Origin of the sequence: Archangium primigenium, assembly GCF_016904885.1 — a bacterium.
Taxonomy (GTDB): Bacteria; Myxococcota; Myxococcia; order Myxococcales; family Myxococcaceae; genus Cystobacter; species Cystobacter primigenius.
Genome location: NZ_JADWYI010000001.1, coordinates 6,017,960 through 6,031,624 on the forward strand (window position 1 = coordinate 6,017,960; position 13,665 = coordinate 6,031,624).

Consider the following 13,665-nt stretch of genomic DNA (forward strand, 5'->3'; position numbering starts at 1 on the left):
TGACGCGAGTAACGCGCGAGTCTGTGACCCGGAGGCGTTTTGCCCCGGGACGGCTGCCTCTCTCGCGCAGAATGGCCCGCTTGGCAAGGCCCTATTGTCAAGGGCCCAGGCCAAGAGAACCGGAAAGAACCGAGGCCCCGGGCCGGCGGACACAGGCCGGACACGGAGCCTCGGGTACCACACACCTCTAAGAGGGGGACTAAGAGGGGGACGCGTGGGTGGGGCGCGCGGGGACTAGCCCGGACCGCCCGACGCCTTCTTCTCGTGGTCCTGGTTGAAGAAGATGTCCTTGATGATCTGCTTGGTCACCTGGCGGTTCATCACCGCGATGGAGGTGGTGAGCGGGATCTCCTTGGGACACACCTTCACGCAGTTCTGGGCCTTGCCACAGTCCTGGATGCCGCCCGGGCCCATGAGGCCGCGCACGCGCTCCTCGGCGTTCATCTTGCCCGTGGGGTTCATGTTGAAGAGCCGCGCCTGGCTGATGGCGGCGGCGCCCATGAAGTCGTTGTCGATCGTCACCTGGGGGCACGCCTCCAGGCAGCTGCCGCACGTGATGCACGTGGACAGCTTGTACATGACGCCATGGTCCTCGGCGGACTGGCGCGGGCCGGGGCCCAGGTCGTGCGTGCCGTCGATGTTGATCCACGCCTTGACGCGCTTGAGGGCGTCGAACATGCGGTCGCGGTTGACCGACAGGTCACGCGTGACGGGGAACTTGCTCATCGGCTTGAGCTCGATGACGGCCTCGCCGTCACCCACCAGCCGGTCGATGAGCGCCGAGCAGGCCATGCGCACCCGGCCGTTGATGTTCATGGCGCAGCTGCCGCACACCTCCTCGAGGCACGCGGCGTCCCACACCACCGGGGCGACCTTGCGGCCGTCCTTGGTGACGGGGTTGCGCTGGATCTCCATGAGGCAGGAGACGACGTTGGCGCCCGGGCGGCACTCCAGCTCGAACTCGTCGAAACGGCCGGGCTGATCCGGAGCGTCCTGACGCCAGATGCGGAAGGTGACCTTCTTGGTCCGGGTGCTGACCGGCGCCTGTGTCGTGGTCGCGTTGTCCATGTGGTTGTCTCCGTCGCTCAGGCGTACCAGCGCGGCTCGGGATCGAGCACGGGCGTGGGGATGTCCTCGTAGCTGATCTGCGGCGTCTCGGGGGAGTAGGCGGCCAGCGTCGTCTTGGCCCACTTCTCGTGGCGCTTCTTCCACAGCCCCATCCAGTTGGGATCCTGCGTGGGGTCCTTCGTGGCGGGCTCGGGCAGCGAGCAGTCCGGCTTGTAGTGCGCGCCGCGGCTCTCGTCGCGCATGAGGGCGCTCTTGGTGATGACCTCGGCCAGCTCGAACATGTTCCAGAGCTGGTTGGCGTAGGAGATGCTGCGGTTGGCCACGTTGCCCGTGTCCAGCGCGTTGATGTTCTTCCAGCGGTCCTTGAGGTCGCGCAGCTTCTCGAGCGTCTTCTGGAGCCGGTCGTTGTAGCGCACGACCGTGACGTTCTCCGTCATGAGATCGCCCATCTCCTTGGCCAGGCCGTAGGCGTTCTCCTTGCCGTCCATCTTCTTGATGGAGGCGAAGCGGTCCTCCCAGTACTTCTTGCTCTCGGCGAAGTACTTCTGGTGGTCCGCGTCCGTGGCGCTCTTGGACTGGCTCTTGGCGAACGAGGCCATGGCCGGGCCGGAGATCATGCCAGCGTAGATGCACGACAGGAGCGAGTTGGCGCCCAGGCGGTTGGCGCCGTGGTAGGCGTACTCGGCCTCGCCCGCGGCGTAGAGGCCGGGGATGCGCGTGGAGTGGTTGACGGGGCTGCCGACGAGGGGCGTCATCGTCTTCTTGTCGGCCTCGAAGCTCACGTGCAGGCCGCCCATGGAGTAGTGCATGCCCGGGAAGATCTGCATGGGCACGTGGCGCGGGTCGTCCCCCACGAACTTCTCGTAGATCTCCATCACGCCGCCGAGCTTCTCGGTCAGCTTCTGCGCGGGGATGTGCGTGACGTCGAGGAACACGGCGTCACGGCCGCCGATGCCCAGGCCCATCTCGCGGCAGATGGTGAAGATCTCGCGCGTGGCCACGTCGCGCGGCACGAGGTTCTTGTACTTGGGGTACTTCTCCTCGAGGAAGTAGAAGCGATCGCTGTCGGGGATCTGCCGCGGGTCGCGCGTGTCGCCCTTCTTGCGCGGCACCCACACGCGGCCCCCCTCGCCACGCACCGACTCGCTCATCAGGCGCAGCTTGTCCTCGCCCGGGATGGAGGTGGGGTGCACCTGGATGAACTCGCCGTTGGCGTAGAGCGCGCCCTCCATGTAGGCGCGGCCCGCGGCCGTGCCCGTGTTGATGATGGAGTTGGTGGAGCGCCCGAACACGATGCCCGGGCCACCCGTGGCCAGGCACACCGCCTCGGCCGGGAACGCGCGGACCTCGTTGGTGCGCAGGTCCATGGCCACGCTGCCGATGCACCGGCCCGAGCCGTCCTTCACCGTGCCCAGCCACTCCCAGGACTCGTACTTGGTGACGCGGCCCTCGGCCTCCCAGCGGCGCACCTGCTCGTCCAGCGCGTAGAGCAGCTGCTGGCCGGTGGTGGCGCCCGCGAAGGCGGTGCGGTGGTGCAGCGTGCCGCCGAAGCGGCGGAAGTCCAAGAGGCCCTCGGGCGTGCGGTTGAACGTCACGCCCATGCGGTCGAGCAGGTAGATGATGCCCGGGGCCGCGTAGCACATGCCCTTCACGGAGACCTGCTCGGCGAGGAAGTCTCCGCCGCGCAGCGTGTCCTTCACGTGGATGTCGGGGCTGTCCCCCTCACCCTTCGTGTTCACCGCGCCGTTGATGCCACCCTGGGCGCACACCGAGTGGGACCGTTTCACCGGCACGAGCGACAGGATGTCGACCTGGTGTCCCGCCTCCGCCAGCTTGATGGTGGTCATCAGCCCGGCGAGTCCGCCGCCCACGACCGTGAATCGCGCTGCTGCCATGCCGCTCTCCTTGAGGACTGGATGGGCCCGACGCCCCGCGAGGGGCATGGACCGGCTCCGCGGCGCCCTCTTCGGGCGCCCTTCGCCGGACCTCCAGTGCAAGCCTTCTGGACTAGTTAACTGATCAATTCAGCGAGCCGCAAAGATTACCGGATCACGCGGATAAGGGCACGCCATCTCCGGCATCAGCCCCCCTCGGCCCGGTCCCTCGCGAACGGCTCGTCGCGCGAGGGACCTGGGTGGGCCGGGGAGGCAAGGAAGCTACAGCTTGACGAGCTCCACGGTGCCCTTCACCGAGGCGAAGGACTTGGCGATCTCCGCCTTCTCCGATTCGTTGAGCTCCACGGTGTGGATCTTCTCCACGCCGCCCGCGCCGATCTGCGCCGGCACGCCGAAGAAGAAGTCGTTGATGCCGTACTGGCCCTTGAGCAGGGCGGCGGCCGGGAGCACGCGCTTGCGGTCGAACAGGAAGCTCTCGGCCATGGCGATGGAGCTGGCGGCGGGCGCGAAGTAGGCGCTGCCCGTCTTGTAGAGGGCCACCAGTTCGGCGCCGCCCTTGCGGGTGCGGTCGATGATGGCGTCCAGCTTGTCCTTGGGCAGCAGCTCGGTGAGCGGCACGCCGCCCACGGTGCTGTGGCGCACGAGCGGCACCATGTCATCGCCGTGGCCGCCGAGCACCAGCGCCTCCACGTCGCGGATGGACGTGTGGAGCGCCTCGGCGACGAAGCACTTGAAGCGGCTGGTGTCGAGCACGCCCGCCATGCCGACGACCATGTTGTCCGGCAGGCCCGCGATCTTGTGCAGCGCGAACACCATCGCGTCCAGGGGGTTGGCCACGTTGATGACGAACGCGTTGGGGGCGTGCTGCTTGATGTTGCCCGCCACGTCCCGCATGATCTTCAGGTTGACGTCGAGCAGGTCCTCGCGCGTCATGCCCGGCTTGCGGGGCACGCCGGCGGTGATGATGATGACGTCCGAGCCGGCCACGTCCTTCCAGTCCGTGGTGCCGAGCACGCGGCTGTCGTAGCCGTCCACCGCGGACAGCTGGTTGATGTCCAGCGCCTTGCCCTTGACGAGGCCCTCGGCCGCCGGGATGTCGTAGAGGACGACGTCACCGAGGTTCTTCTGCACCGCGAGCAGGGCCAGGTTGCCACCGATCTGACCGCCGCCGATGAGACCAATCTTCTTCTTCGCCATGTGAATTGTCTCCTCGTGACGACTACATGTTCTTGATGATGGCCTGACCGAACTCCGAGCACTTCACCTCGGACACGCCCGCCTGCTTCTCCTGGTTCATCAGGCGCGCGAAGTCGTAGGTGACGGTCTTGTTCGTGATGGCCTTGTCCATGCCCTTGATGATGAGGTCGGCCGCCTCGTTCCAGCCCAGGTGGCGCAGCATCATCTCGCCCGAGAGGATGACCGAGCCGGGGTTCACCTTGTCCAGGTCCGCGTACTTGGGCGCGGTGCCGTGGGTGGCCTCGAACACGGCGTGGCCGGTCAGGTAGTTGATGTTGCCGCCCGGCGCGATGCCGATGCCGCCCACCTGCGCGGCGAGCGCGTCGGACAGGTAGTCACCGTTGAGGTTGAGCGTGGCGATGACGTCGAACTCGTCCGGACGCGTGAGCACCTGCTGCAGGGTGATGTCCGCGATGGAGTCCTTGATGAGCACCTTGCCCGAGGCGAGCGCCGCCTTCTGCTCGGCGTTGGCGGCCTCCTCGTTCTTGGCCGCCTTGGTGGCCTCCCACTGGTCCCACGTGTAGACCTTGTCACCGTACTCGCGCGCCGCGAGCTCGTAGCCCCACTTGCGGAAGGCGCCCTCGGTGAACTTCATGATGTTGCCCTTGTGCACGAACGTCACGCTCTTGCGCTTGTGCTCCAGGGCGTAGTCGATGGCCGAGCGGATGAGGCGCTCGCTGCCCTCCTTCGACACGGGCTTGAGGCCCAGGCCCACGTCCTGGGGGAAGCGGATCTTCGCGAAGTCCTTGGGGAACTCCTTCTTGAGGATCTCCAGCACCTTGGCGGCGCCCGGCGTGCCGGCCTCGAACTCGATGCCCGCGTAGATGTCCTCGGTGTTCTCCCGGAAGATGACCATGTCGACCTTCTCGGGGGTCTTCACGGGGCTGGGCACGCCCTTGAAGTAGCGCACGGGCCGCAGGCACACGTACAGGTCGAGCATCTGGCGCAGCGCCACGTTGAGCGAGCGGATGCCACCGCCCACCGGCGTCGTCAGCGGGCCCTTGATGCCCACCAGGTACTCGCGAAACGCCGTGACCGTCTCGTCCGGCAGCCAGTTGTTCACCGACTTGAAGGCCTTCTCGCCGGCGAGCACCTCGAACCAGGAGATCTTCTTCTGGCCGCCGTAGGCCTTCTCCACCGCCGCGTCGAACACGTTCTGCGAGGCGCGCCAGATGTCACGGCCGGTGCCGTCCCCCTCGATGTAGGGGATGATGGGGTGGTTCGGCACGGTCAGCTTGCCGTTCTGCAGGGTGATCTTCTCGCCGCTCGGAGGGGCCATGAACGAAGTTCCTGATGGGTAGGGGGGACTTTACGGGCGGCGGATGCTTTGCGCCTTGGGCCCCTGGCGTCAAGGAGTTTGGCTGCCCTGCGAGCGGCCCGACTTATCGGAGCCAGTCCCGCCGGGTCACCCGTCCTGGCGGATCACCTCCCACCAGCCAAAGTGCATCACCCGCCCGTCCCCCAGCCGCACCCAACCCGGCGCATGCGTGTAGCGCGCGGGCACCATCCCCGCGGCCTCCAGTGCCCGCGCGCACTCGGCGAAGGACCAGAAGCACAAGTCCACCGGCGGCTCCGACTGGGGCACGGGCACGCGCGCCTCGGTGTGGGCCTCCAGTCCGGGCCGGCGCTCGAGCACGGTGAAGAGCAGGCGCCCCCCGGGCTGGAGCGCCTGGGCGAGGTGCCCGAGCGCGCCGGGCAGGTCCTCGCAGAAGTCGAGGCAGCCCACCGCCAGCGCCACCTCGAAGCGCCCCCAGGCCGGGTCCAGGGGGTGGTGGTAGCTGTGCTGCGCGTAGCGCCCCGCGGGCCGCGCGCGCCGGGCCACCGCCACCATCTCCGGGGAGACGTCCAGCCCCACCACCTCCACGTCCTCCGGCAGCCCGCGCGTGAACAGCCCCGGCCCACACCCCATGTCCAGCACCCGCATGCCCGGACCCACCGCCCGTGTCAGGAACGCCTCCACCCGCCCCTCGTACCGGCCGAGCATGGGGAAGAAGGCCTCGTACACCTCGGCGATCTGCCCGAAGGCCCGCCGCACGCCTGTTTCTTGCCGCCCGCCATCGCTTCCGTCATTCATGTCCGCTTTCCTCAGGGGGGTGGGTCATTTTCACGTGGTGAGTCAGAGACGACCCATTCTTCCAGGTCTGGTGTCGTCCACCCCTCAGGTCCGAGGAGAAACCTACCTTGCCCGACATGTAAAAACAGGGATAGACGACAAAAAGCGGCAAAAAGCAGGGTAGGTTTTGACCAGCCCAGAAAAATCCTTTATACACATGCTCGTTCAGTCGCTGGCCGGGGGGAAAAGCAGTCCACGCAAGTCACCCTCCCCCGTTCACCATTCGTTTCGGGGGGTCAAGGGCCACCCACTTAGAGGAGACCCACCATGAAGCGCATCACGGACCGTATCGAGAGCAACAAGCGTCGTCTGGACCAGTCCGCCCTCATGATGTTCGTGCAGGACGCGAGCGTGGAGCCCCGGCGGCGGTTCAGCTTCGTGCCTTGTATGGCGCCGTTCGTGATGGGCTTCTCGGACGTGAACAAGTACGCGCTGCGTGACGAGGGCTCGCAGGATCCCATCCAGCACCTCATCAACGTGCACAGCCAGGAGGACGATCACCACTGGGGCATGTACCTCAAGGATCTGCGCACGCTGGGCCTCAACGCGCAGCTGGACCTCAACGGGGCGCTGCGCCTGCTGTGGGGCGATGATCGCCAGAAGACCCGGCAGACCATCTACAGCCTGATGGGCCTCATCGAGAACACGACCCCCGCGGTGCGCATGGCCGTCGTGGAGGCCATCGAGGCGACGGGCGACGTGGCCTTCACCCGCTTCAGCGCGCTGGCGACCGAGTTCGAGAAGTCGACGGGCGAGACGCTGGCCTACTTCGGCGCCCTGCACAAGGACCTGGAGAGCGGGCACGCCATGGGCACCGAGGACATCGAGGCCAAGGTGTCGGCCATCGAGATGTCCCCCGAGATGGAGCGCGAGGCGCTCGGGCTGGTGGACCAGGTGTTCGAGCTGTTCCACCGCATGTTCGAGGAGTGGATGGCCTACGCCCAGCGCCAGCAGCCGGGCGCGCAGTCCGCGGTGATGCCCACCGTGCGCATGCGCACCGTCAACAAGAGCAGCGCGGCCTGAGGCGCCGGGCGTGAGCCTCCGTCGCACCGACGGAGGCCCCCCCCCCGGGTCGCGCCCGCGCGCGGGCTACTTCCAGGCGATGTGGTAGATGCAGTGGCTCGAGCCGCGCGAGCGGCACGCGCCCGGCACGTGCGTCACCGAGGACGTGCGATCGAAGCGCTGGGCCATGGACGTGAGGATGCCCTCGTCGAACGTGCACGGATAGGGCGTGGTGCACCGGCTGACGATGAGCTTCTTGCCCGGCTGGCGCTCGTAGCCGTAGTTGCCGATGCGATCCGTCTTCCGGCCCGTCGCGGGCGAGAAGAGCGGCACGCCGTTGATGGCGTGGTTCATGTGGTACGCCACGTCGATGGCCTGGATGGCGCTGTCGATGTCCACCACCGTGGGCGGAAACAGGGCGTTCTTCGGAATGGACAGGCCCACCTGGCGCTGCATGTAGCCGCCAAACTCCTTGCCGATGCGATCGAAGGCGCGCAGGAACGTGGCCAGCGGGTACCACTGATCCTTCTGGAAGTTGATGCTTCCATCGCGGCCCTCGTTGCCCAGCCCCTCATCCAACAGAATGCGGTTGCCCAGGATGGAGAAGGTGCCGAAGCCATCCACGATGGCCTGGAGATTCGAGCCCAACACGCTCACATCCGAGAACTGCTCAAAGGTCTGCATAGTCAGGGGGCCTTCACGACGTACGGGGGTTGAGATGAAACGCTGCGACCGGAACAACGGGGCGCGCTAGTTGGCGCGCGGGGGAAGCGGTGACGCCGCCGCCTGGGCGAGCGAGGGTTCATCGGCGAGCGGCGCCTCGAAGCAGGTGGCGATGAGGAAGCCGCCCTCCGTGGGCGCGCACCGCACCACGCACATGGCCGTGGGAGGCACCTGGAGCTGCGGAATGGACACCTCGATCGTGGCGCCCGCGCTCACGTTCAGGTGGGCCACCAGCAGGCATCCGCCCAGCGATGCATTGAGGACATCCGCGTCCACCTCCTGGGCCTCGTGGCGGACGCGTGCCCGCATCCGCAGGGGGTAGCGCCGGAAGCGGCGTCTTTCGTGCTCGTTCGACATCCACGCTCCTGGGGAGTGCACGCCTCGCGCTCCCGAGTTTATTGCACTCCGCCCATTCGTCCATCCCCCTTGGTTGGCAGCACCCCGAGGTTCGTGGATGAATTCCCACCCGCTGTCTCCCCAACCCGAGGATCCTGGATGAAGATCTACACCCCAAACATGTCCCCGCCCGCCGCCGAGCGCCCTCCCCTCCAGGCCCGAGCGGACGCGCTGGGCGGCAAGGTGCTGGAGGGTGACGTGCGGCTCACCCTCCATGTCGAGCACCAGTCCCAGGGCGAGACGTCGGGCATCTTCGAGGCCACCGCGGGCAAGGTGGAGATCGTCTTTCCCTTCACCGAGCACGCGACCATCCTGGAGGGCGAGGTCACCCTCACCGACGAGACGGGCACCACCCGCACGCTGGGTCCGGGTGACAGCTACTTCATCCGGCAGGGCGAGCGCATCCTCTGGGACGTGAAGACGCCCCGGCTGCGCAAGTCCTTCTTCAACCTCGTCCGCTAGCGGCCCGGCGCCTCGATGCGTTCCTTCGACGCGTATGCGCGCTTCCAGGTCCGGGGCAACAACCTGCAGAACATCATCTCGGGCCTCGGCTCGTTCTGGCGGCTGGCCAACCGGTACATGATCGAGGAGGGCCTGGGCACCTCGGGGCCCGACGGGTTGATCCGCTTCGAGCTGGGCCACTGGTACCCCATGGTGAGCCAGCTGCGGGTGTTGGAGCGGGTGCGGCGGGACATGGGCGAGGTGGCCGTGCGGCAGGCCGCCGCCTACGTCCCCATGCACGCCCTCTACCCGCCCGACGTCGTCGACATCCACTCGGCGTTCCAGCGGCTGGACATGGCCTACCACATGAACCATGGCCTCGAGGGACGGCCCCTGTTCGATCCGCTCACGGGTGTCATGCAGGAGGGCATCGGCCACTACCTCACCCGGAGCATGGCCGAGCAGAAGCAGCTCCTCTGCGAGTGCTCGGTCCCCTACCCGTGTTGCTTCGACGAGAGCCTGCTGCTGACCCTGGCGCGGCGCTTCGAGCCCTCGGCCTCGCTCGTCCATCTGGAGACCGCGCGCTGCCGCGACCGGGGCGGCGCGCGGTGCTCCTACCTCGTGTCCTGGACGTAGCCGCTCACTCGAACTCGAGCGCGCGCTGGAAGTCCGCCGGGTTGCTCGCCGCGCTCTGCGCCGTCTCCAGGGTGATGACGCCCTCGCGGTAGAGCTGGCTCAGGTGTTGGTCGAAGGACTGGGTGCCGAACATGTCCCGGCCCTTCTCGATGACGTCCTTGAGCTCGTTGGCGCGGTCCTCGCGGATGTACTCCTCCACCGACTTGGTCTGGACCATGATCTCCAGCGCCACCGTGCGGCTCTTTCCGTCCGCCTTGGGCAAGAGCCGCTGCGAGATGGTGGCCCGGAGGCTGTCGGCCAGGCGCATGCGCACCATGGACTGCTCCTCGGCGGGGAACACCGAGATGAGCCGGTTGATGGTGCGCGAGGCATCCGTGGTGTGCACCGTGGAGAACACCAGGTGGCCCGTCTCCGAGGCCTTGAGCGCGATGTCGATCGTCTCCGTGTCGCGCATCTCGCCCACCAGGATGACGTCCGGATCCTGGCGCAGCGCCGCGCGCAGCGCCGTGGCGAAGTTCTCCGTGTCCGGGCCGATCTCCCGCTGGGAGATGGAGGACTTCACGTTCTTGTAGATGAACTCGATCGGGTCCTCGATGGTGAGGATGTGCAGGTTCTCCGTGCGGTTGATGTGATCGATCATCGCCGCGAGCGTGGAGCTCTTGCCCGAGCCCGTGGCTCCCGTCACCAGCACGAGCCCGCGATCATTGTTGGCGATCGACTTGAGCACCTGCGGCAGACCCAGCCCGTCGATGGAGGGAATCTCGTCCGGGATGATGCGCAGGATGCACGCGAGCGTGCCGCGCTGCCGGTAGAGGTTCACGCGAAAGCGCGCCACGCCCGCCAGGCCGTAGGAGGTGTCGTACTCCTGCACCGAGTCGATCTGCGACTTGGTGAGTGGATCCGAGATGACGTGCAGCGCCACCTGCCGGGTGTGATCCGGATGCAGCTTCTCCATCTTCAGCGGACGCAGCACGCCGTTGACCCGGTAGATGGGGGGATCTCCCGGCCGGAAGTGAATGTCCGAGGCGCCGTTCTGCACGCCCACCGTGAGCAGCTTGTTGAAGGTTGCCTGATCCACTCGTCTCGCTCTCTCCCGTGTGGCGTGGAGTGTAGGAAAGCTTCCCGCCACCTCCAAGAACCTGACGCCCTTGGCGGCGCGCGGGCCTCGCTTTCCGCTCGTCGTTCAACAGCCCCGTGTTATCTCCCGCGCGCGTGGAGTCCGTGCACGGAAGCCCGTGGATGGAAAAATCCACTTCCGCGATGTCACCCCGCCGCCGGAGGAGCGCGCCCGTGTTCAAGATTCAGGTCGACCAGGAACGGGCGCTCATGGAGCTGACACTGGAGGGCAGCATCCGCGAGGACGAGATGCGGCGCTTCATCGAGCAGGCCCTGGAGGACGCGAGCGAGCTGATCGCGCAGGGCCGGAGCATTCGCGTGCTGTCGGATTTCCGGAAGCTGCGGGCCACGTCGCCCGAGGCCGCCGAGGTGCTGCGCCAGGGCCAGGAGGCCGCCATGCGCGCGGGCATGCAGCGCATCGCGGAGATCGTGAGCAGCGAGATGACGGTGCTGCAGCTCAACCGGATCGCGCGGCAGAGCGGCATGGATCGCATGCTGCGGCGCTTCCACGATCACGAGGAAGCGTGGCGCTGGCTCATGGAGTTGGAGTGAGTCCCGGCGCGAGCGCCCGCTGACGCAGCGCCCCGCGCTCCACCTTGCCCATGGCGTTGCGCGGCAGGGCGTCGAGCGGCAGCAGGCGCGTGGGGAGCTTGAAGCGCGCCAGGCGCTCCTGACACCACGCCTCGAGGACGTCCGCGGCGAGCGGCGCCCCGTCGCGCGGCACCACGAAGGCCACCGGCACCTCGCCCCAGCGCGCATGCGGGACGCCCACCACCGCCGCCTCGCGCACCGAGGGATGATCCGCGAGCACCTTCTCCACCTCCGCCGGGTACACGTTCTCTCCGCCCCGGAGGATGAGATCCGTGCGGCGCGCGAGCACCGTGAGCCGACCGCGCGCGTCCAGCCGGCCCAGGTCCCGGGTGCGCAGCCAGCCCTCTTCGCGCAACACCTCGCGCGTGGCCTCGGGCCGGTTCCAGTAGCCCGCCATCACCGTGGGGCCGCGCACCTCGAGCTCCCCTTCCTCGCCCGGCGCGAGCGGCTCGCCCGAGGGTCCCACCACCCGCACCTCCAGCCCGGGCAGGGCCCGGCCCGCGGTGAGGCCATCCGCCTCGTCCGGGCGCTCGGTGGCCGCCTGGGAACACGACTCCGTCAGGCCGTAGGTCTGCAACGACACGATGCCCGCCGCCCGGGCGCGCGCGAGCAGCGGCGCGGGCACGGGGCCTCCGCCAATCAGCGCGCACTGGAAGGAGGCCGGCACGGGCGCGTCCTGGCGCGCGTCCAGGATCCGCTCGAGCGTGGTGGCCACGAAGCTCGCGTGGGTGATGCCCTCGGTGTCGAGCGCGCGGTTGGTGTCGTCCGCGTCGAAGCGCTCGCGCAGCACCAGGCAGCCGCCGTCGTACGCGGTGCGCGTGAGCATGGCCAGCCCGCCGACATGAAAGAGCGGCAGCGTGCCCAACCAGCGCGGCGCGGGGTGCGCGCCCAGGTTCGCCCGGGAGCCGCGCGCGGAGGCCCGGAAGTTGCCCTCCGTCAGCACCGCGCCCTTGGGCCGCCCCGTGGTGCCGGAGGTGAACAGGATGACGCGCGCGGCCCCGGACTCCAGCGGCGGACAGTCCGGGGAGGCCCGCGCCACCGTGTCCGCGAAGGACTCCAGCGGCTCGGCGCCGGGCAGGAGGGACACGAAGGGCGAGAGCGCCAGCAACAGCCGGGGCGCTACGTCCTCCACCATCGGCCCCAGCTCCGAGGGCGTGAGCCGCGCGTTGAACGGGGCCAGCACCGCCCCCACCCGGCCGAGCGCGAAGAAGAGGTGCACCAGCGCCGCGTGGTTCGTCGAGAGCACGCCCACGCACTCGCCCTTCCCCACGCCCCGCGCGCGGAGCGCCGCCACCCACCGGCCCACGGCCTCGTCCAGCGCCGCGTACGTCCAGCCCTGGCCCGCGAACGTGAGCGCCAGGGCGTCCGGGTGCGCACCGGCCCCCTCGCGGATGGGACAGGCCTCCGTCATCGCGGCACCCCCTGGCCCGGCGTCCGCGGCAACACGATGCGGCCGCGCACCGGACGGAACGGATGCTCCGGCGGCTCGTCTCGAAAGAGGTGGCCCACCCCGAGCCCCGAGGCATGGCGCCCCGACGGCAATGCCGCCGCGAGGTGCGCGGCTCCCGCCCGGGCCACCACGCCATCCAGCGCGCTCGTCACATACGCCGCCACGCCCCGCCGGGCCGCCTCGCGCGCCAGCGCCAACGCGGGCAACAGCCCCCCGAGCACCATGGGCTTGAGCACCAGCACACGCACCCCCACGGGCGGGGAGAGCAGCCGCTCGGCGGCGCCGGGCACGGCCAGGGCCTCGTCCGCCGCGATGGGGCACGGGGCGCGCGCGCTCACCCGGGCCAGGGCCTCGAGCGCCTCGGCCGCCACCGGCTGCTCACACAGCTCCAGCCCCCGATCCGCCCACGCGTCCAGGGCCCGCGTCGCCTCGGCCTCCGTCCAGCCACCGTTGGCGTCGATCCGCACCCGGCCCGTCGGGCCCACCGCGTCCTGGACCGCCTCCAACCGCCGCGTGTCCTCCTCCCAGGGACGGCCCGCCACCTTGAGCTTGAAGGTCTCGTATCCCGAGTCCCGCGCGTGCCCGGCCTCCCGCGCCAGTGCCTCCGGGGTCGCGCCGCCCAGGAGCGCGTTGACCTGGACCTCCTCGCGCGCCTCGGGCGACAACCACCGGCTCAACGGGAGCCCCTCGTGCTGCGACAGGAGATCCACCCGGGCTTGCTCCAGCGCATGCCGGGCGGCGGGATGTCCCTCGGGGAGCGCCGGGTCCGTCCCGTCGCCCGACGCCGCGAGCCAGGCCCGCAGCACCCGCTCACACGCCTCCGGCGACTCCGTGCCGAACTCCACGAGCGGCATCGCCTCGCCCCACCCCACCCGGCCCGACGCGTCCACCAGGCGCACGAGGAAGCCCTCGCGCGCCACGTACGTCCCGCCCGCCGTCTTCAGGGGTTGCAGCAATTCCAGGCGCGAGCGCTCGAGGGTCGCCTCCATGATCCGCAT

The 13,665-nt window shown here is 68.8% G+C and carries 14 protein-coding genes; 4 read left to right on the forward strand and 10 right to left on the reverse strand.

Translation table 11 applies throughout. The annotated features are described in order from the left end of the window. Positions 1-234: 234 nt before the first annotated feature. The 5 genes from sdhB to I3V78_RS24680 form a co-directional block, all read right to left on the reverse strand. Complete coding sequence (sdhB, locus tag I3V78_RS24660; protein WP_204490889.1) at positions 235-1,068, reverse strand: succinate dehydrogenase iron-sulfur subunit; 834 nt, start codon at positions 1,066-1,068, stop codon at positions 235-237. Between the two features lie 17 nt (positions 1,069-1,085). Continuing rightward, on the reverse strand, positions 1,086-2,963 hold the full coding sequence (gene sdhA / locus I3V78_RS24665) for a succinate dehydrogenase flavoprotein subunit (protein WP_204490890.1): 1,878 nt from the start codon (positions 2,961-2,963) through the stop codon (positions 1,086-1,088). Positions 2,964-3,224: 261 nt separating this feature from the next. After that, positions 3,225-4,160 carry a malate dehydrogenase gene (gene mdh / locus I3V78_RS24670; RefSeq protein WP_204490891.1) on the reverse strand — a complete coding sequence of 312 codons (936 nt, stop codon included), beginning with the start codon at positions 4,158-4,160 and terminating at the stop codon, positions 3,225-3,227. A 22-nt stretch (positions 4,161-4,182) separates the two neighbouring features. After that, a complete protein-coding gene (gene icd, locus I3V78_RS24675) occupies positions 4,183-5,478 on the reverse strand; it encodes an NADP-dependent isocitrate dehydrogenase (protein WP_204490892.1) in 1,296 nt (431 codons plus the stop codon). A 126-nt stretch (positions 5,479-5,604) separates the two neighbouring features. Beyond that, entirely contained in the window at positions 5,605-6,273 is a 669-nt protein-coding gene (locus I3V78_RS24680; RefSeq protein WP_204490893.1) for a class I SAM-dependent DNA methyltransferase, read from the reverse strand. Positions 6,274-6,579: 306 nt separating this feature from the next. Between I3V78_RS24680 and I3V78_RS24685 the strand changes: the two genes are divergently transcribed. Next, positions 6,580-7,335 carry a hypothetical protein gene (locus tag I3V78_RS24685; RefSeq protein WP_204490894.1) on the forward strand — a complete coding sequence of 252 codons (756 nt, stop codon included), beginning with the start codon at positions 6,580-6,582 and terminating at the stop codon, positions 7,333-7,335. A 66-nt stretch (positions 7,336-7,401) separates the two neighbouring features. Here I3V78_RS24685 and I3V78_RS24690 read toward each other — a convergent pair whose 3' ends face one another. Together I3V78_RS24690 and I3V78_RS24695 are read right to left on the reverse strand one after the other, a co-directional pair. Beyond that, positions 7,402-7,998 (reverse strand): hypothetical protein, encoded by a 597-nt coding sequence (locus tag I3V78_RS24690; protein WP_204490895.1) that lies wholly within the window; start codon positions 7,996-7,998, stop codon positions 7,402-7,404. A 66-nt stretch (positions 7,999-8,064) separates the two neighbouring features. Continuing rightward, positions 8,065-8,394, reverse strand: a complete 330-nt coding sequence (locus I3V78_RS24695; protein WP_204490896.1) for a PilZ domain-containing protein — start codon at positions 8,392-8,394, stop codon at positions 8,065-8,067. 138 nt (positions 8,395-8,532) lie between these two features. Here I3V78_RS24695 and I3V78_RS24700 point away from each other — a divergent pair, with 138 nt between their 5' ends. Next, on the forward strand, positions 8,533-8,895 hold the full coding sequence (locus I3V78_RS24700) for a cupin domain-containing protein (protein ID WP_204490897.1): 363 nt from the start codon (positions 8,533-8,535) through the stop codon (positions 8,893-8,895). A 15-nt stretch (positions 8,896-8,910) separates the two neighbouring features. Beyond that, positions 8,911-9,510 (forward strand): hypothetical protein, encoded by a 600-nt coding sequence (locus I3V78_RS24705; RefSeq protein ID WP_204490898.1) that lies wholly within the window; start codon positions 8,911-8,913, stop codon positions 9,508-9,510. A gap of 4 nt (positions 9,511-9,514) precedes the next feature. On the opposite strand, the gene I3V78_RS24710 is transcribed toward I3V78_RS24705, so the two are convergent. Then, positions 9,515-10,588 carry a PilT/PilU family type 4a pilus ATPase gene (locus tag I3V78_RS24710; protein ID WP_204490899.1) on the reverse strand — a complete coding sequence of 358 codons (1,074 nt, stop codon included), beginning with the start codon at positions 10,586-10,588 and terminating at the stop codon, positions 9,515-9,517. Between the two features lie 212 nt (positions 10,589-10,800). Between I3V78_RS24710 and I3V78_RS24715 the strand changes: the two genes are divergently transcribed. Next, on the forward strand, positions 10,801-11,178 hold the full coding sequence (locus I3V78_RS24715) for an STAS/SEC14 domain-containing protein (RefSeq protein WP_204490900.1): 378 nt from the start codon (positions 10,801-10,803) through the stop codon (positions 11,176-11,178). On the opposite strand, the gene menE is transcribed toward I3V78_RS24715, so the two are convergent. Both menE and menC read right to left on the reverse strand, forming a co-directional pair. Beyond that, positions 11,162-12,628, reverse strand: coding sequence for an o-succinylbenzoate--CoA ligase (menE, locus tag I3V78_RS24720; protein WP_204490901.1), 1,467 nt, complete (start codon positions 12,626-12,628; stop codon positions 11,162-11,164). The genes I3V78_RS24715 and menE overlap by 17 nt on opposite strands. Next, a complete protein-coding gene (gene menC / locus I3V78_RS24725; RefSeq protein ID WP_204490902.1) occupies positions 12,625-13,665 on the reverse strand; it encodes an o-succinylbenzoate synthase in 1,041 nt (346 codons plus the stop codon). The genes menE and menC overlap by 4 nt, the downstream gene beginning before the upstream one ends.

Bases quoted from the DNA above. Each gene is read 5' to 3' on its own strand.
- menC (WP_204490902.1), bottom strand. From the start codon at position 13,665: ATGCGGATCATGGAGGCGACCCTCGAGCGCTCGCGCCTGGAATTGCTG.
- menE (WP_204490901.1), bottom strand. From the start codon at position 12,628: ATGACGGAGGCCTGTCCCATCCGCGAGGGGGCCGGTGCGCACCCGGAC.
- sdhA (WP_204490890.1), bottom strand. From the start codon at position 2,963: ATGGCAGCAGCGCGATTCACGGTCGTGGGCGGCGGACTCGCCGGGCTG.
- icd (WP_204490892.1), bottom strand. From the start codon at position 5,478: ATGGCCCCTCCGAGCGGCGAGAAGATCACCCTGCAGAACGGCAAGCTG.
- I3V78_RS24700 (WP_204490897.1), top strand. From the start codon at position 8,533: ATGAAGATCTACACCCCAAACATGTCCCCGCCCGCCGCCGAGCGCCCT.
- mdh (WP_204490891.1), bottom strand. From the start codon at position 4,160: ATGGCGAAGAAGAAGATTGGTCTCATCGGCGGCGGTCAGATCGGTGGC.
- I3V78_RS24705 (WP_204490898.1), top strand. From the start codon at position 8,911: ATGCGTTCCTTCGACGCGTATGCGCGCTTCCAGGTCCGGGGCAACAAC.
- I3V78_RS24695 (WP_204490896.1), bottom strand. From the start codon at position 8,394: ATGTCGAACGAGCACGAAAGACGCCGCTTCCGGCGCTACCCCCTGCGG.
- sdhB (WP_204490889.1), bottom strand. From the start codon at position 1,068: ATGGACAACGCGACCACGACACAGGCGCCGGTCAGCACCCGGACCAAG.
- I3V78_RS24685 (WP_204490894.1), top strand. From the start codon at position 6,580: ATGAAGCGCATCACGGACCGTATCGAGAGCAACAAGCGTCGTCTGGAC.
- I3V78_RS24690 (WP_204490895.1), bottom strand. From the start codon at position 7,998: ATGCAGACCTTTGAGCAGTTCTCGGATGTGAGCGTGTTGGGCTCGAAT.
- I3V78_RS24680 (WP_204490893.1), bottom strand. From the start codon at position 6,273: ATGAATGACGGAAGCGATGGCGGGCGGCAAGAAACAGGCGTGCGGCGG.